General features: G+C 51.7%; 14 protein-coding genes, 1 pseudogene and 2 CRISPR repeat arrays. Of the genes and pseudogenes, 7 read left to right on the top strand and 8 right to left on the bottom strand.

Translation table 11 applies throughout. The annotated features are described in order from the left end of the window. Window positions 1–356 precede the first annotated feature (356 nt). From ACOZ4I_RS20400 to ACOZ4I_RS20410, 3 genes are read right to left on the bottom strand one after another with little or no spacing between them, the layout of a single operon-like run. Window positions 357–1,004 carry a hypothetical protein gene (locus ACOZ4I_RS20400; RefSeq protein WP_424005634.1) on the bottom strand — a complete coding sequence of 216 codons (648 nt, stop codon included), beginning with the start codon at window positions 1,002–1,004 and terminating at the stop codon, window positions 357–359. 6 nt (window positions 1,005–1,010) lie between these two features. Beyond that, window positions 1,011–2,144: a hypothetical protein gene (locus ACOZ4I_RS20405; protein WP_424005636.1), complete on the bottom strand. Its 1,134-nt coding sequence runs from the start codon at window positions 2,142–2,144 to the stop codon at window positions 1,011–1,013. A gap of 6 nt (window positions 2,145–2,150) precedes the next feature. Further along, window positions 2,151–3,269 carry a hypothetical protein gene (locus ACOZ4I_RS20410; RefSeq protein WP_424005637.1) on the bottom strand — a complete coding sequence of 373 codons (1,119 nt, stop codon included), beginning with the start codon at window positions 3,267–3,269 and terminating at the stop codon, window positions 2,151–2,153. A 357-nt stretch (window positions 3,270–3,626) separates the two neighbouring features. Here ACOZ4I_RS20410 and ACOZ4I_RS20415 point away from each other — a divergent pair, with 357 nt between their 5' ends. Together ACOZ4I_RS20415 and ACOZ4I_RS20420 are read left to right on the top strand one after the other, a co-directional pair. Beyond that, on the top strand, window positions 3,627–4,694 hold the full coding sequence (locus tag ACOZ4I_RS20415) for a hypothetical protein (protein ID WP_424005639.1): 1,068 nt from the start codon (window positions 3,627–3,629) through the stop codon (window positions 4,692–4,694). A 468-nt stretch (window positions 4,695–5,162) separates the two neighbouring features. After that, entirely contained in the window at window positions 5,163–6,086 is a 924-nt protein-coding gene (locus tag ACOZ4I_RS20420; protein WP_424005640.1) for a GIY-YIG nuclease family protein, read from the top strand. 891 nt (window positions 6,087–6,977) lie between these two features. Here the strand turns inward: ACOZ4I_RS20420 and ACOZ4I_RS20425 are convergent. Then, entirely contained in the window at window positions 6,978–7,283 is a 306-nt protein-coding gene (locus tag ACOZ4I_RS20425) for a hypothetical protein (protein WP_424005642.1), read from the bottom strand. A gap of 426 nt (window positions 7,284–7,709) precedes the next feature. On the opposite strand from ACOZ4I_RS20425, the gene ACOZ4I_RS20430 reads away from it, so the two are divergent. Next, on the top strand, window positions 7,710–7,976 hold the full coding sequence (locus ACOZ4I_RS20430) for an AbrB/MazE/SpoVT family DNA-binding domain-containing protein (protein WP_424005644.1): 267 nt from the start codon (window positions 7,710–7,712) through the stop codon (window positions 7,974–7,976). Window positions 7,977–7,979: 3 nt separating this feature from the next. Further along, window positions 7,980–8,381 carry a type II toxin-antitoxin system VapC family toxin gene (locus tag ACOZ4I_RS20435; protein WP_424005646.1) on the top strand — a complete coding sequence of 134 codons (402 nt, stop codon included), beginning with the start codon at window positions 7,980–7,982 and terminating at the stop codon, window positions 8,379–8,381. Between the two features lie 205 nt (window positions 8,382–8,586). Beyond that, a CRISPR array of direct repeats spans window positions 8,587–9,209; the repeat unit is 30 nt; unit sequence GCTTCAACCGCCCAAGGGTCCGTCTGAAAC. Window positions 9,210–9,682: 473 nt separating this feature from the next. On the opposite strand, the gene ACOZ4I_RS20440 is transcribed toward ACOZ4I_RS20435, so the two are convergent. Next, window positions 9,683–10,165, bottom strand: a complete 483-nt coding sequence (locus ACOZ4I_RS20440; RefSeq protein ID WP_424005647.1) for a restriction endonuclease — start codon at window positions 10,163–10,165, stop codon at window positions 9,683–9,685. A 259-nt stretch (window positions 10,166–10,424) separates the two neighbouring features. Here ACOZ4I_RS20440 and ACOZ4I_RS20445 point away from each other — a divergent pair, with 259 nt between their 5' ends. Further along, entirely contained in the window at window positions 10,425–10,886 is a 462-nt protein-coding gene (locus ACOZ4I_RS20445; protein ID WP_424005649.1) for a hypothetical protein, read from the top strand. A gap of 303 nt (window positions 10,887–11,189) precedes the next feature. Here ACOZ4I_RS20445 and ACOZ4I_RS20450 read toward each other — a convergent pair whose 3' ends face one another. Continuing rightward, window positions 11,190–11,492, bottom strand: a complete 303-nt coding sequence (locus ACOZ4I_RS20450; protein WP_424005651.1) for a hypothetical protein — start codon at window positions 11,490–11,492, stop codon at window positions 11,190–11,192. Between the two features lie 377 nt (window positions 11,493–11,869). After that, window positions 11,870–12,298, bottom strand: a complete 429-nt coding sequence (locus ACOZ4I_RS20455; protein ID WP_424005653.1) for a radical SAM domain-containing protein — start codon at window positions 12,296–12,298, stop codon at window positions 11,870–11,872. Window positions 12,299–12,515: 217 nt separating this feature from the next. Here ACOZ4I_RS20455 and ACOZ4I_RS20460 point away from each other — a divergent pair, with 217 nt between their 5' ends. Beyond that, window positions 12,516–13,223, top strand: coding sequence for a hypothetical protein (locus tag ACOZ4I_RS20460; RefSeq protein ID WP_424005655.1), 708 nt, complete (start codon window positions 12,516–12,518; stop codon window positions 13,221–13,223). Window positions 13,224–13,319: 96 nt separating this feature from the next. Further along, a complete protein-coding gene (locus tag ACOZ4I_RS20465) occupies window positions 13,320–15,425 on the top strand; it encodes a minichromosome maintenance protein MCM (protein ID WP_424005657.1) in 2,106 nt (701 codons plus the stop codon). Window positions 15,426–15,896: 471 nt separating this feature from the next. Further along, window positions 15,897–16,382: a CRISPR direct-repeat array (repeat unit 29 nt; unit sequence CTTCAACCGCTCAAGGGTCCATCTGTAAC). 117 nt (window positions 16,383–16,499) lie between these two features. Here ACOZ4I_RS20465 and ACOZ4I_RS20470 read toward each other — a convergent pair. Then, a pseudogene (locus ACOZ4I_RS20470) lies at window positions 16,500–16,750 on the bottom strand (hypothetical protein). Window positions 16,751–16,866: the final 116 nt, after the last annotated feature.

The following is a 16,866-nucleotide window of genomic DNA, read 5'->3' on the forward strand; positions in this document are numbered from 1 at the left end:
CTCGCTACTTCTCTGGCCTTCCGCCATTCGACTGTCTTGCGATTATCAGGGGAATCTGAGGTTTCGTAGCGACTCCCGAATCCGCTCTACCTTCTCAGGCCCGTAGCGGACGAACCACGCCAGGCCGAGGGACAACCACATCAGCACAAATGCCGCTTGGCCTGGCGATAACTCAGACATATTTGATGCTTCGTCATTCCTCGCAAAAAGTCTTCGTTCAGTATAAGTGAGGTACGTCTGTTCAGGTCCGGCGAAACCAACCACCAAAGGATCCGTCGGTGACGATACCGATAGACGGACAATAGCAGCGGGTACATTCAGTTCACCATTCCACCAAGCGTGTATAAAAAAGACAGTTAGCTACGATTTCCGTCACCGCCCACATGATCGTACCGTTTGTTCAGTATAAAATCGGATATTAGAAGACCAGCACAGATGACAAACCCTGCTGCTAGTAAACGGATCAGAAATGACGGGTCTGTGACCAGGAGCCAAACCCCAGCCGAAAATGTGATTAGTCCAATTATCAAGAAGTTGTAAGTATATCTAAGCTTGTTAGCTTTCGATTTGAGAACGGTCTTGTTAGTTTCAATATTCTTTGAGAGGCTCTTTGAGACAAATCCAGGATAATCTTGTGCCGCAACACTCCCGTCATTGAGTCCATCAGCCAGCTGAGTTCCTGGCCCATATCCCACTTGTACGTTGAGAATGCTGATAGCCGCGAAAAACAGCGATATCAATAAAAGAACAATACTAACAGCAAAAAAGGACAGTGCATAGGGTGTGATGGTGATACCGGCACCACCGGTTCGGGCAACAACAGACAAGGCAGTCAGCATGATACCAATGAGGATTCCAATAAGTCGTGCAGCTCGCCAGGCATTCGTATCAACATTCGAAAGCGCGGTTAGCTGGCTTTCGACCATCCGATCGTAGCGATCTGCAAGATCTATCCGTGCATCTACCTCTTCAAACTCAGTAGTGGTATCATCATCACGGGCCATAGGCGATTAGAACTCACCAATCTCAGGCTGGGTCCAATCTTCTGCGTTCTCAACCTCATGCTCTTCATCCGGTGTTCGTAATTCAGAGAGTTCGCCTCGGTCCATCTCAATCGTATTCTCACAGTGCCACTCTGCGAAGAGTTTCGCTAAGTCAGAAAACTCACCACCCCGGACGGAGACATCCCTGTACTCGCGACGTTTCTCTCGGAGATTTCTGAAGTCGATCCGATACCGATTCCCAGTGATTTTCTTTGCGCTTTCAACAACACAGAGATATTCTAACGTGTCGTCAACCCAGTCAGATTTGACGGATCCGTTAGGAATGTAATCTCTATTCAGCTTCGTGGTTAAGTCGTCAACTTCGATTTCGAATTCTAATGTTTTACTGGGGTCTTCTCGCTCCCAGATAATCTTTTGCGCATCGTCGAGTTGATCATAGAATACGCGGTCCCACATATGGCATGCCAGATACAGATGAGGAGGTTCTTCGTTACAAAGGATCCCAGTGGCTTTGTTACGATCAAAATCGGTTGCTCCAATTTCGATGCTTTCTAGTTCACCAGTAGAAGAAGAGAGGTGCGGGCTCATACGGGCTCGTTCTGGAAGTCCCTCATCTCGGAAATTATCCCCAACCAATGTCATCCGTTCAAACCGATATTTTGGGTTCGTATCTTGGTCAATATAGCTAAACTCCAAAGGAACCAAGTTCTCGTCTAGCTCGGATTGGTCCAGGAATTCGTTAATATGCATCCTTGCTTGCTGACCCTGATCACTGGCAATGATGAGGCAGAGATCATACTGGTCCGGAGATGGGCCCTCGTCGACCAGGTTATCCCTGTCAAGATCAGTCAAATACAGAATTTGTTGGGAAAAGGCCGAAAAATTACTGGGAACATCTTGTAGAATCTTGAAAACAATACCGTAGGACTCAGCCATCGAAGCAGTAAAAGTTGGAGTATTAGCGGGATTGTCCGTGGTTTCCGGGTGGGCTGGGAACCGATCAAAGTACAGGTCGTCAGTTCCAATTAAATCTGAGAGAAACTGTTCCCAAGCAGACACGATGTCAGATATCTGATCGTACTGCCGAAATTCACTGAAAGCAGCGTCAACACACCGTTCATACTCGTCTTGACTTCCCACCCAGAATCACCCCGTGACAAAGTACTCTTCAGGGTCTTTGTCCCTGTCTGCGCCCTCGGAAACGTCGCCCTCCAAGAAACTTTGATTAATACAGTCACAGATTCGCGATAGTGACTTCCGAGATGCATTGAACCCTGGCACAATGCTCACCCGGTGATCAGAGGTGAGGAAAACATCTGCATTCGTGCCATCCTCATAATCGAGGACAGAGGCGTGCATATACGGATTCTTGTGATAAACCGTAATTGAAGACTTCTTTAGTCCGTCCAGTGCCTTTATTAGTCGGATATTCTCTTCGCGACCTTTGATTGCCCCCTCCTCATATGTGATTTCGATTGTTTCTGCGTCGCGTGATCCGTACTCGCGTGCTTTGTTGTCGAATAAATCGCCCTTTGCAGAGAGCAGAGACGAGAGATGAGGGAGGATTTTGCTGAAGTAGATACTGTGGTTGCCACTTACGTAGCGCGATGCGCCCTTTCTGGAGACCTGGCCACGGAATTGATGCCGAGAATCACGCAACTCAAATTCAATTTTATCGACATAATATGACCGTTCACTGACTTCCTCAGTGTTGAACAACTCGAAGTAACGGCTGTTATCGAAATATTTGACATCAGTATCCGAACCAGGGGATTTGATAACCCCTTTAGTGACATAGATATTGCCATCAATCTCGTCACTCAGTTTGTCAAACAACTGTTTCAGCTCTGCTGTCGACAGGAACGAAAGTGAAACTGCAGGAGGGAGCCCCTGAATATATCGTTGCACCGCTTGCGTGAAGAACTCTCGATCACAAATCGAGAACGCAGTGTAGACAGCATCCTCACTCTGTTCGAAGACGTATATGTCCCCAGAAAGAAACTTGTATCCGTCCTCGTTATACTCTTCACCGGAGCCTTTGATACGTCGAGTGAGATCCAGTTTTAGAAACTCTGCCTTCTCATCAATATCAACCGAAAAACCGGTTGGTGAGTGATCCTCAAAAATCTGTCTGGGGTGCTCGTCGGCGATGAACGTTAGAGATCTAACAGGGTTCTCCTCCTGTTCAATCATCTCATCGGCCCACCCGTAGAGCATATCTACGGACTCAATATCAGCAAATTGGTACAAGTTCGAGTCTTCCACTCTGAGTCCTCCAGATTTCTTGCGTCTGCTATGTGATTCGAAGGCTCACATTTGATTCTTGCTGTTCTATCGCTCGTGAATAGAGTATTTAGCACGGGCGGTTATCAAAGTCGGGATACCGCAGTGGAAGTAATATACTACACTGATATCGTCAACTGGTGATATGCCGACTGCAGCGGTGGTGGCCCCACTGATCACCGGTTGAACACTAATCATCTAGGTCTGGAGACTGGCCTGAGTCGTTTCAATCCCGTTTGTGATTCCCTCGTCGTAACCCAATGACATCGGAAAGATGTTCAACTAGTAGAAGAATGGATATGACATGGATGATAGAGTTCTCATAGGAGAATGTCTCTTATGAAACGACGGACCTATCTCGCAGTTTTCGTGACCAGTAGCCTTGCGGGGTGTACTGGCAGTGACCAAACATCAACCCCGACCGCTACTGAAGAGTCAACACCCGAACCCACAGCAACGCCAACGGAGACTCCGACAGAGACACCAACGCCAACTGAGACACCGACCGCTACGGAAACCGAAACTGAGACAGAAACGCCGACTGATTCAGCGCCAGAAACAGAGACGCCAGACGCTCAAGATAAGGAATTAGACAACGCTGCGAGGAAAATCGAGGACGCTCTCTCGATATTTTCTGAAGGCTGGAAAATCAGCACTCGCCCGCTGAGTAATCGCGCTCCACAGACTTCCGTTAAGCAACCGCTGTACGATGCGCGCGACATCTTCGGTGATCTTGATTCCGAGGATCTCACTGACGCACAAGCCAAGCGAAAAAAGCGTCTAAAACAGGCAAGATGGTTCGCCTGGTGGCTTCCAGATGTCCACAATCTTGTGGAGGAGATGATCGATGCAGCTGAGCCGACATGGGATACCGAGCGTGGCCAAAGTCGATATGATGAACCATTCAACCCGCTCAAGAATGACATCGGCCCAGCGAACGAACGACTGCAGCGCCTGAAATCGGATGCAGATCCTGCTGGCGTCGCGGCTTTATCTACCTACTCGGCCGAGGATTATCACACAGTCGTTGACCGGTATGAACAGGTAGTGTCCCAGGCAAAAACGCTGAAAGATAAACTGGAATTAAATCGCGAAGCGGATCAGACCTGGAACACGGGGATGACGGTCTACGAGAATGAGGAGTATGTCCGGGCACAGAGCAAATTCGAAGACGCAAACGAACTCTACGAAAAGAACGTCACCAAATATAAGCAACCGGATTGGCTTGAGGTGTTTTCCCCGGTCGCCAACGAAATGATCTGCTACGCCGAGACAATGGTTGAACGATCTTCATCGTACATTGAAGCAGCTGAGCATGCACAGAATGACGAACCAGACCGACAGAAAATTGCAGAGGAAATGGCTCCGGAGCCCAGCGAGGAGTGTTCGTTCGACGAGAGCGAATAGGCCACTAATGTGTTCGTGGGAGTAGTGACTCGTCACATTCGATTGGAGGTAGTTCAGGTCGTGAGTAAGCCGCTCCACTGCTGCGCTGTCTTCTCACACGGGTTTTGTTTCACTCCCGTTGGCAAGGTTTTGCCAGGTAGCGAGGCGGCTGAGACGCGCAAATCCTCAGGACGACAGCCGGGTATTCGTAGTTACCCCAGTAATGCGCCGTGTCCTCCGAGATCGGGAACAAGAATTTGGCTAGCAGTTCAGGGGGACATAGCCATTGTAGACGAACGATTCACCGGGTCGTAGACTAACTTCTCAATTTCTGATTGGAAATCGTAGAGATACAAAAAGTGCATTCAACTCCTTAGGTATACTACCCGAAGAGAGTCCCAAGAGACTATTTCCTTCAAAAGTGACCCACCTCTAACGCGACCCCCCAATGTGTTGTAAATTTATGTGCGATGACACCATGAACTACCCATGGCTGATTTACGTCAAGAATATCACGATAAAAATCCCAACGGAGCCCAAAGCCACACGCAAGATATTCAGAATGAGCTTGATGGGCTCATTGAATACGATGTCGCCAATGAAACCAGTCTAAAAAATCCATTCCTCGAGGCATGCTTCAACCGTATTGGCCATAGCCAGAGTTGGGAAGAGCTTGTCAGAACACACGAGAGTTATAACGACTCTTGGAAGCCCCAAAGGAAGCGAGCCACTGCATTACGAATGCTGATGACCGAACAGGTCGGGTGGCCATCTGACGAAGGACTGCTCGGATTTAAGCGAAAGTATCTCGCTGGAATTCTAGTCGCAATCAAGGCAAGTGACCGGGGAATCACACGATCTGAGGATCATGTCCAGATCACGCTCGACCCCACCTTTGACCTTACTCATTACTCGGACGATCTCCCGAACCGAACACATCCTGAACTAGATCTACCTACACTCATGACCTTTTCAGACACCGTTGAGTCAGATGCGTTCGCCGTACTCAAGGAGCAAAGCATCGATCCATCGGCGAACAATCACCATGTAGTATATGTTATTGACTGCACCCCTGATGCAGACACCGAACGATCGGCGATCACGTCAATCAGGGAGGATGCACAAGCAAAGAAGAAAAGCGGTCAGAAACTAACTGAAAGAGAAGCTGCGGCGGATTTTTTAAATGAATCAAAGTGTATTCTCTATGTGGGATATTCGCATGAGTTCCCCAGCAGAATGAGCAGGCATTATCAGGGGAAATCTAGTGGGTCTGCAGATTTTGTTAATCTCTATAAGCCAAAACGGTTGATGGAAGTTACTGACTACCCATCTGAATCTGATGCGAAGAAGATGGAACAGATTCGTGCTGAGCAGTTGCGCCGTGAGACGGATTGCTACGTGTATCAAGCCTGACTAGGACCAATGGTTCATAATCTTGTGATAGGTGCTCTCAGGAGGATGCTGGCTTAGCCTAGCCAACGCCATGCGGGGGAATGGGTAGTGGCTAATTCGCCAGTTATCTATTCCTTGACAACGTTAGTAATTCACCCTCAGTATTAGACACGCTGCCTCTGGCGAGTGTCGTTAGATTGTGTCAGCCCCTGTGTATTTCTATTTTCCACAAAGTTCCATCTAAAACGAGGTCTTCGATCCGGTTCACCGCACTATGCGAGTACTTCAGCTCCATGAGAGACCGTCAGTAACACGAAAATGAGTGCCCACATATCTGCACTCTAGAAGCTTCAGCCACCCGAGAGTCCGTCTGTAACGCGTTGCCGATGGTGTTCGACAGGTCGGTGCTCGTGCTTCAACCTCCCAGGGGTCCGTCTGTAACCGAAACTATCGAAGGCACGGTGATCTTCAAGTGGGAGCTTCAACCGCCCAAGGGTCCATCTGTAACTGCACTGTACCTGTATGACCGCTACCAGGACGGCTGGCTTCAACCGCCCAAGGGTCCATCTGTAACCTATTTTACCGCATAGTCATGTTCGCTTTTTCGTGTGCTTCAACCGCCCAAGGGTCCATCTGTAACCCAGAACGCCTCTGGCGACTCCCTGAGTGCCGCTAAGCTTCAACCGCCCAAGGGTCCATCTGTAACCATGCCCGATTCCCGGGACACAGTCCATCTTTAGCCTGGTTTCACTTGACTATTTTCGTCGACCGCCAATAACCCCTGAACCCCCGGGGGGTCGACGGAAAATGAGGAAATATATTCCGATACCGTCGCAACCTCGTCTCGAATCGCCCTCGCTGCCCGCCGAACTCGATTGCGTTCTTCGACAGTGCAACTCACGCCTCAACACCTCACACGAGATCGCCGACGAGCGACCCGCCAACGTGCGGGCCGATATCCCGGCCACACTCACCCCAAGTATAGTCACACCATTCAAAAAGCGTCTTGAAGGGCGGCTCCACCAACGTAATTTTCTCTGCTTCACCGTCATCCGTTACGACGGCCACGGCGAATTCGTAGCTGTCCAAGTAGTGGGCGGCACCGTCGCCGTTGGCGCCAAGGCAGAGCGGCCGGCCCTGGGTGAGGAGTTCACGAGCGGTAGGGTCAATACAGAGGGTGTAGTCAGCACGGAATGTTGCTTGGGCCACCTGCTGCACCACTACAAGTTTGCCACTCGATGAACTTCTCGAACCCATAGGTAAACCCGAGAAAGACGACAACGAACACGAAGCAACGGACAACATCGAAGGTACCAGTGAACGCGAGAACGTTGAATATGTACGATAGTGACGCACCAACGAACGCAGCGGCGTAGAGGGTACGTCGACTGTCCATGCAACCACTTCTACCGAACCTGAAGTATTCTTTTCCTGTGTCTTACACGAACGGCTCTCCCAGTCGAGTCCGTCACATGAGTTCTGTCCACTCTGGAGAGGTAACGTGACGGACGTTCAACGATACGTTCAAAGCAAGCAATGAATGGACGTGAGAATTGCTATGACTGGAAGACTCAATATGAACGGGAAATATAGTATAATTACGGGAATATTTTTATTCTTTCCCGCACTATGGCTGAATAAGCCATGTCGAAGACGACAGACGAACGAGGGCGGATTTACCTCCCGAAGGATGTCCGTGAACGGTTCGGTGACCAGTATCGTATCGTTGAACTCCCGAGCCACATCGCACTCTTCCCAGTTGACGAGGATCCGCTAAAGGGGATCCGAGCGGCCGTTGGCGATGCCTTTGCAGAGACAGAGGCCGACTCGTTGAAAACTGAAGCGCGGAAGGCGATCTCACGAGAGGTTCAAGAGGAAGCGAAAGATCAGTCACAAGATGGCGAGGCGTAAGTCGTGTACGTTGAAACCGATTTTCTCACCGCACTGTTGAAGGAAGACGACTGGCTTCAGGACGCCGCAATCCGCGCCCTCGAAGAGCACGATGACATACATACCTCGATACTCGCGTACGCCGAGGTTCTGGTCTTGTTCTACGACCGTGAGGCAGCCGAGTACGAAATCGATGCGCCGCGGGCAATTACCAACCTGCTCGAACTGGTTCCAATCGTGCCGGAAGACCACGAGGATGCGGTGCTGGCCGCCGCAGCGTTCCTCGACGAGTACGATCTTACCCCGTTCGATGCACTCCACGCTGGACTCGTCACAACCGGCGAAGAGCGAGTTCTTTCGACCGAGCAGGACTACGACACTGTCGGCCTCGACCGCATATCGTTGGAACCTGCGCCCTCAGAATGAAGATGATGGATACGTACATCAACTGAACAGCCGTTTCACGCCCTCTTGTTCGGCACTGACGTTCCCACAAAACCGCTAACCAACACTGGATGAGGTTTCGTCCAATATGTTGGTTAGGTTTTGTCGATAGTTATCTTCGTTCAACCGTCTGAAAATCCATCTGTAACGCGCTCCGGTCGATCCGCTGGTCGACTGTCGAACGGACGCTTCAACCGCCCAAGGGTCCGTCTGAAACCAGCGCGCTCGACGCGCCGCTCGGCTTCGGACTCACGCTTCAACCGCCCAAGGGTCCGTCTGAAACGCCCCCGACACAAACCCTCTCACTGGGGTTACACCGTGCTTCAACCGCCCAAGGGTCCGTCTGAAACCTCGAAGGTGCCGCGGCCGATGCGCACCTGCGCGTCGCTTCAACCGCCCAAGGGTCCGTCTGAAACTTCGGCAGATTTTCGATGAGTCGCTTGTCCAGTCCCGCTTCAACCGCCCAAGGGTCCGTCTGAAACTAGACCACCGACTCGCTCGACGTGTCGTACTTGATGCTTCAACCGCCCAAGGGTCCGTCTGAAACGTTCACTGGTGGTTCGCGGCCCTCTTGGCCCGCGTGGCTTCAACCGCCCAAGGGTCCGTCTGAAACTTTCGGAACTCGGGACGTCGGCCGTCGGCTGGAGGCTTCAACCGCCCAAGGGTCCGTCTGAAACGACCGGCGGCTCGTCGGACGGATCGGCCCTGTACGCGCTTCAACCGCCCAAGGGTCCGTCTGAAACACAGGACAGAGACGTTCGGACACGGGCGATTTCTGGGGCTTCAACCGCCCAAGGGTCCGTCTGAAACCATGCCCGATTCCCGGGGCACAGTCCATCTCTAGCCTGGTTTCACTTCACTATTTTCGTCGACCTCCAATAACCCCTGAACCCCCGGGGGGTCGACGGAAAATGAGGCAGTATTGTCCTACACCGTCGCCACGACGTGCTGATACGCAGCTCGCGACGCCGTCGGCTGCAACGTCAACCCGGCCAACGCGAGTTCCTGCAGCACTTCCAGCGCTACATCCTCACCGTCCCGCAACACACCAGTGTCTACGTGTGGTACTGACTTGCCCTTCGGTGCGAGCACATCAACGGACTCGGTCGGCATCCGATCACGGATTGCTCTTGCTGCACACCGCACTCGCTTGTGTTCTTCGATGGTACAACGCATGTGTCCACCACCCGAACAAGATCGTCACCGAGTGAGACGCCAACGTGTGGGGTGATGTCTCAGCCGTCTCTGCACGCGTGCACTCACACCATTAGCCGTAAAGTCTCTCACCACCAGTTTTTCTGTCCAGGATGCGATTCATACTCATCTACCAGCTTTGACAGCAATTCTTTGCTCGTCCTTTCGTACAGCTCATCAGTGTGTATCAAATCAACCTCATAGTCGGATACATGCGCAGCTTTGTCTGTAACAGGTCCACCAAATTTTCCTGTTGTAACGATAACCAGTCGATTCGGATCGTACTGCGGTGCAATTTCAATCAGTTTCTCCAGAGGCGTAGCATCTACTGAGGAGTAGATACCACTTTTTTGTTTCACTTGTACAAGTGCATCGACCCTGCTGGGGAGATCAGAGGAAGCTGGGTCAGAATCGTATACAACTACATCAACACCACCGTCGCCAGATCGCGGTGTGGTCTCAGTGGACTTCCCGCTCTCCTGAATTATTCTCGCAACGATTTCTTCGAACTTGTATGGGATTACACCGGTGCACCAGCGGGTGAATTGGTCTGCGGAATCAACGCTATCCATGCTAACATATAACATACTGTGGTCAGTGTGATAAAATAGCAGGGTGAATCAGGGTCTGGATAGCCGGCATAGATAGGGTGTCATACAACGGTTCTCATACCCGGTCTTCGCATCTTCCAGTTGATCAGTGCAGATCACACAAACCTACCACGCACAGCGAACACTCCTCAAAAAACTATCAGAAACACCGTGCAAAAGATAGAGAATACAGTCAGCATAGCACATAAAGCAATAATACGTTGTTAGACATACTCTGGTTATGGGACTATTCAGCTCAGATGGGGACAAGCGAGACACTACGACGAAAAAGAATTGGCACAAGAGTCCGACAGTGTTTCACAAAGGCGGACACAAGCTTCACGTCACTGGAAGGAGTCACATTTTGGCTGTTGAAACTCCTGACGGAGAGTTGGTGTTATTTGATGAGTGGGAGGAAGTGCTACCAAAAATATGGCAAATCACCCAATACGGTAGGGACAATTTCAAGACATTGGAGGAACAGGCTGACCGTCGTATGAGCGGCCTGCCCTCGTGCTATTTACAGACAGATGGGTCTGAATACAGTACAGGCGAATTTACATCGAACATAGCAGTAATAGAGATGAAAAATGATGAGATAAAGATTGAACCCACAGATACAGCCGCTAAAAAGCTGTTAGGTGCTATTGAGGGAATCACAATTACGGAACGGGTGATTGGTGACTACAGCAGTATTCAATAAGCCTGATAGCATTGGCGAAAGCCAGATTCGCGCCCTGGATCTTGCACGGCTATCAGAACAGCTCTCAGAACTGTCAGAAAATCTGATGATCAATACGCAGATGTACTGAGAAGATAGTTTCCCCCAAGCATCCTGAAACAAACCACGTTGTCAACTGTTCTATGACACCCTAGGCATAGAAACTAAACGGACCAGCGAGCGAACTTTTCGGGCTTTGCCAAGAAGCAAGTAAAGAGGGGGCAATCACCCCAGCATGCGTATACCCTTAGGTGAAAATTGTTGAACAGGGAGTTGTGACAGCCCTCATTTCAAGGGTGTGCCTAAAGCACTCTCGACACGCTTCATTACATCCCCCCATTCCGCTTTGCCATTGTACCACTGTTCAATTGGAGTGTTCGCTGCACCGCAGGCTTTGGCGACCTCATTTCGGCTGATGCTCTCGTGGTCCCATTGGTCGAATAGGTATTCGATCATCGACTGTTTTGCAACGCTGTCCTCGTCTATGGATTCGTGTCCCCAAAAATCGGCCATTCCCTTGTCATAGGCATCCCCGTACTTTTTAAGCGTTTTATGGCTTGGTTCTGGAGGGTAAGGCAGCCGTGTCATTGTGGATGTTTTTATCTAACATGCTGATAGTAGTGTCGAAAGGTGAGTTCAGTTTGTCATATGACTACCGAGTGGCACTCTTTGAAAGATTCGCACCCTGTATCTTGCACGAACATCAAACCATTTTTGAGCGGGTAGAAACCCCCACGCTCAGCTCGCACACTCACTGAGCAGGTATTTCTGAGTGAGATCATGAGGACAAACGCCGGTCAGAAACCAATCAGTCATCAATAACCAACAAAGCAGGTATTAGTCAACGATGTTGGTTAGCACTCTGCGATCTTACACCGTCGCCGCCACGTACCGCTACTCCGCCTGCGACTGCGTTGGTCGCAACGTCAATCCACCAAACCCTGGCGCAGTGCGTGACAGGCACGTCAGATATGATGCTCCATGGACTCGTCATCCCGGGCTAACTCGGACTGCTCAGGCGAGGCGTCCGTATCATGTCTAGTGAACGACTCCGGAGAGGTGGCCTCTTGCATTGCCTTGAGCTTCGACCGAAGTTGGCCGCTCGTCGAGCGGACCAGCTCATCATCTGGCCAAGAGTGCACTTCGAGCCCGTCGGGGCGTGTTGGGACCTGCTGGACTGTGTTCAGTTGTTCGAGGGCATACTCGACCCAGTACTGATGACTGTCCTGCATCTGCTGGAGTTCTTCGACAACGTTGTCGTAGCCGGCTTGCTTGGCGGCGGCCAGACATTGTTGGAAATTCGCGCCACGTGGATTGATTGGTTCGTGGAAGACGACAACCTCACCGAGCGCTCTAAAGTAGCTGAGTAGCTCGTGAAAGTCGTCTTCGCCCATCGTGGGGTTGTGGCGACATCGAGACGCACACCGACACACCGGCCTGCTGGAGTTCGTCTAACGCCTGCCAGCGAGTCATCGGTGGCGGGACAGATGGATGTGGGGTAGTTGACCGATCCCATCACTGATCTTATTGTGCAAACGGCGGACGAATCCACAGTGAGTCAGCAGCGGTGATCAGAAAGACACATACAGCAGCCCAATCCCAGATTGGGATATGCATGAGGATGTTGCCGACGCGACCGCCTTGGCGGTAAACCGCGTCCTCGATGAGTTCCTCGCCACGTTGGCTGCTGATGTCTCCAAACGTGCGTTCAAACGACTACTGTTCGGGAAACAGACGCTTGGTGACGTTGACCTCGGCTACAAGCCTGAGACATACACTCGATTCAATCTTGTTGAGCCACTGCTGACAGCCATCGATCTAGAGTATCAACTTGAGCCACGGAGTACCGACATCAACCGAGATCGGTGGCCGGATATCAAGCTCACGAGCTCGGCAATTCCCTACATTGGAGAAGTGAAAGCACTGAATGACATCGATAGTGGGCGCGAAGAAATCAAGGAATACCTGGGGATTGATGGATTCATCGCGCCCTATGGCATACTAACTGACGGTGCCGAGTGGCTCGTCTTTGGCCCGCCGGATGACGGCGGCCGAACCTCGAATCCCGTCATCCGAAAGCGCTGTTCGCTGGCTGACGCCCTGAAGACCGTCGCATTGGTGGAGGGACACTGGCAAGAGGACTTGCTTTCGTCGAAGATCCGAGCGACCGGTATCGACCAGATTGAGGCGTTCCCACGGACGTTCCATGCCGATGAATTGGATGCGTGGGCGTTGGAAAAGATGCCCCCAACGTACCGAGCGGAGTTCCTGAGCGAACACGAATCGCTGCAAGCATCGCTCGATGGTGTGTGGGAGTAATCAAACAGGGTTGAAGACTTCTTAACCAGAGTCTCTGATTTCTACTTTCACTCTCCTTCAGACATTTTCATTAGTCAGACTTGACTCTACACTAGCATGGCGTCGGCCGAAAATACTGAGCTCATCGACCGCTTTGAAGAGTTCTATCGAAATTACTATCGGAATGAGATCGGAGAACTCGCACAGCACTATCCAGAGGACAAGAGATCACTGTATATCAACTGGGATGACCTCTATCGGTTCGACCCAGATTTGGCCGATGACTATCGAACCAAGCCAGAGACACTGCGAGAATACGCTGAGGAAGCTCTTCGACTCTACGATTTGCCGGTCGATATTTCGCTCGGGCAGGCACATGTCCGACTCACTAATCTGCCTGACATCACGCGGATTAGTGAAGTTCGCGTGGAACACCACGGCAACCTGATCTCGGTTCCAGGAACAGTCCGGTCGAGTTCCCCCATCATATCCTATCCAATCGAAGCAGCGTTTGAATGCCAGCGCTGTGGGACATTGAATCGAATTCCGCAATCAACGACAACGCTGGACCGGGCGCTAAATACGCCACACGAATGCCCGGGCTGTGAGCGGACAGGCCCGTTCCAACTGAATCACGAACAGAGCCGGTATATCGACATCCGCCAGTTCCGAATTGAATCGAATCTAATCGACGAAACTACTGACACACCCGAAAGTATCGTTGCACGTGTGGAAGATGATATCGTTGAAGCCGCTCAGCCCGGGGATACTGTCCGTGTGAATGGTGTGTTGAAGCTTGCAGGTTTCGGGGATGACAGTCCAGATTTGGACGCGACGGTCAACGATAAGTATATTATAGTATCTAGTATTGAGGATTTTGATGCCGAGGACTTACTGGAGATCTCCTCGAGCGAGAAACAGGCAATCCGCGACATAGCGAACAGTGCGGATCCATACCAGCAACTCATCGATAGTGTCGCGCCCCATGTTCCGTACAACGAGCAAATAAAACTCGCAATTGTACTTCAGCTGTTTGGTGGCGTTAAAAAACAATTGCCTGATGGAAGTGTTATTCCGGACACGATTCACCTCGGGATTGCTTCCGATCCTGGAACGTTCACCCCTGAGATCATCGACTATGCGGCTCGAGTAGCTCCGAAAAGCGTGCGTCTGAACGGTAACGATACGACACAGGTAGGGCTCACGACTGCCGCGTACAAATCGACTGGTGGCGCGAAAAACTGGGAACTCGATGCCGGTGCGCTAGTCCTCGCCGACGATGGAATTGCATGTCTCTCTCGGACCGATCAACTCGGGCAAGATGCACGGGCCGCACTGGAATCGGTGATGCGTGACCAGGAAGTGAAAGCAAGCAAAGGGACAGCCACACAGACACTTCCTGCCGAAACAGCTGTCTTGGCGGCATTGCAGCCCAAGTACGGCCGCTTCGATCAGTACGAATCCATCGGCGAGCAGATTGGGCTTAGCCCGGAGCTTGTAACTCAGTGTGACTTACTGTTCACGATGACTGATCGCCCCGATTCCGACGGTGACGCCGACTTGGCTGACCACGTCCTCACGGCCAACCGTGCTGGTGAGCTACAAGCTCGCGACAACCATGCTGTCGCCGACGTTGATGCAGACACACTCTCGGCAGCATCTGATACAGTCGCACCGCCGATTGAACCGGACCTGCTTCGAAAATATATCGTCACTGCCCGCCGGAACTGTGTCCCAACGCTGAGCGATGCGGCGAAAGATACGATTGAGGACTTCTACGTTGAGATGCGTCAGAGTGCGTATGATGAGGATGCACCGATTCCCGTGACGGCTCGGAAGCTTGAGGCACTGGTCCGACTTGCGGAAGCCAGTGCACGTATTCGATTTTCGGATACCGTGACCCAAACGGACGCCGAGCGCGTCACCGAATTGGTTCATCAATCGCTACGCACTATCGGGGTTGACCCCGAAACTGGTGAGTTCGATAATGATGTCGTGGAGAGCAGGAGTTCCTCGACGAACCGTGCGACAGAGGATGATGTCCGAAATCTTATTTCGGAGCTGGAGGAGAAACACGACAAAGGCGCACATGTCGACAAAGTAGCTGATATCGCCGAAGAGCGATTCGATCTCTCTGAGTCGAAAACTGAGCATGTGGTAGAGAAGCTGAAACAAAAGGGAGAGGTATACGAACCGCGCACCGACTATCTCCGAGCGACCTGAGATACAATCCGGTTCGCACAGGCTCAGCACAACATTGGCTATCTGCTGCTCCCTACTATGACAGTGCCGGCTGTACGTCATCCTGGTAAACCTCGAGAAAGCGATTTAACGGAATAATTCCTCTATAGAGGTCCGTGTAATGGGATGGGACCAGATTTCAGGTAGCAATCGAAGCGTATGGTGTCACCTCGGCGAGGACGAGGTGGGGAACAAGCTTCAAGCCCACAAGGGTCCGCATGTAACCGAAACCGTTCCGGCATGGCGCTGCGTATGTTGTTGCTTCACGGCACAAGCATCCGTCTGAAACGGGTTTACTCCCTGGCGGTTTTCACATCCTCGTAGCTGCAACCGGCCATAAACCGTCTGTAACCTTCGATCGGGACCGTCGAGACGAATAACTACATACTTCAAACTCACGAGTGTCCGTCTGAAACTTCACGGCGCTGGACATCAGGCAACCAGTCATCGCGGCTTCAACCGCCCAAGGGTCCGTCTGTAACCGTCGTGTCGTCGATGCACGACGCGCTATCGACGGCTTCAACCGCTCAAGGGTCCATCTGTAACGACCAGTTCCAGCGCGGCCTGCTGGAGTGCGTCCTGACTTCAACCGCTCAAGGGTCCATCTGTAACCCGGCGTCCCGTCCGGGCGCTTCGCGTCGTGCCACGCTTCAACCGCTCAAGGGTCCATCTGTAACCTGCCTGCTGTGCGACTACAAGATCGAACAATGGTAGCTTCAACCGCTCAAGGGTCCATCTGTAACCTGCCTGCTGTGCGACTACAAGATCGAACAATGGTAGCTTCAACCGCTCAAGGGTCCATCTGTAACCGGCGATGTGGTGCCTAAGCGTATGTTTTTGGACATGCTTCAACCGCTCAAGGGTCCATCTGTAACTCCGGTTCTGCGAGGTAATCGGAGTGCTGTTCTTGCTTCAACCGCTCAAGGGTCCATCTGTAACCATGCCCGATTCTCGGGACACAGCCTATTTCTAGCCCGGTTTCACTTCACTATTTTCGTCGACCGCCAATAGCCCCTCAACCCCCCAGGGGTCGACGGAAAATGAGGAAATATTGTCCTACACCGTCACCGCCACATGCTGATACTCCGCCTGTGACGGCGTCGGTCGCAATGTCAACCCAGCTAACGCCAGCTCCCGAAGTACCTCTGGCGACACACCCTCCAAATCACGCAATACAGCATTAAGTGTCCATTCGCCGTACTGACTCGCGCTCGGTGCGAGTGCGTCCACGGACTCTGTCGGCACTCGTCTCGAATCGCCCGCACAGATCGACGAACCCGCCGCCGTTCTTCCACGGTACAGCTCATGCTTCCACCGAACGAACTCGTCAATTAGTGAGCCGCCGACATGCGGCCGGATATCCCAGCCACGCTTCCGGCGGGTGTGCTCGCACAAATCGAGAGGTGTTCCACAGAGCGTTGCA

The organism is Haloarcula salina (assembly GCF_049603855.1).
In the GTDB taxonomy this organism is placed as follows: domain Archaea; phylum Halobacteriota; class Halobacteria; order Halobacteriales; family Haloarculaceae; genus Haloarcula; species Haloarcula salina_A.

Coding starts and splice junctions, on each gene's coding strand:
- ACOZ4I_RS20420 (WP_424005640.1), top strand. CDS start 5,163: ATGGCTGATTTACGTCAAGAATATCACGATAAAAATCCCAACGGAGCC.
- ACOZ4I_RS20440 (WP_424005647.1), bottom strand. CDS start 10,165: ATGGATAGCGTTGATTCCGCAGACCAATTCACCCGCTGGTGCACCGGT.
- ACOZ4I_RS20455 (WP_424005653.1), bottom strand. CDS start 12,298: ATGGGCGAAGACGACTTTCACGAGCTACTCAGCTACTTTAGAGCGCTC.
- ACOZ4I_RS20465 (WP_424005657.1), top strand. CDS start 13,320: ATGGCGTCGGCCGAAAATACTGAGCTCATCGACCGCTTTGAAGAGTTC.
- ACOZ4I_RS20415 (WP_424005639.1), top strand. CDS start 3,627: ATGAAACGACGGACCTATCTCGCAGTTTTCGTGACCAGTAGCCTTGCG.
- ACOZ4I_RS20400 (WP_424005634.1), bottom strand. CDS start 1,004: ATGGCCCGTGATGATGATACCACTACTGAGTTTGAAGAGGTAGATGCA.
- ACOZ4I_RS20430 (WP_424005644.1), top strand. CDS start 7,710: ATGTCGAAGACGACAGACGAACGAGGGCGGATTTACCTCCCGAAGGAT.
- ACOZ4I_RS20450 (WP_424005651.1), bottom strand. CDS start 11,492: ATGACACGGCTGCCTTACCCTCCAGAACCAAGCCATAAAACGCTTAAA.
- ACOZ4I_RS20445 (WP_424005649.1), top strand. CDS start 10,425: ATGGGACTATTCAGCTCAGATGGGGACAAGCGAGACACTACGACGAAA.
- ACOZ4I_RS20460 (WP_424005655.1), top strand. CDS start 12,516: ATGCATGAGGATGTTGCCGACGCGACCGCCTTGGCGGTAAACCGCGTC.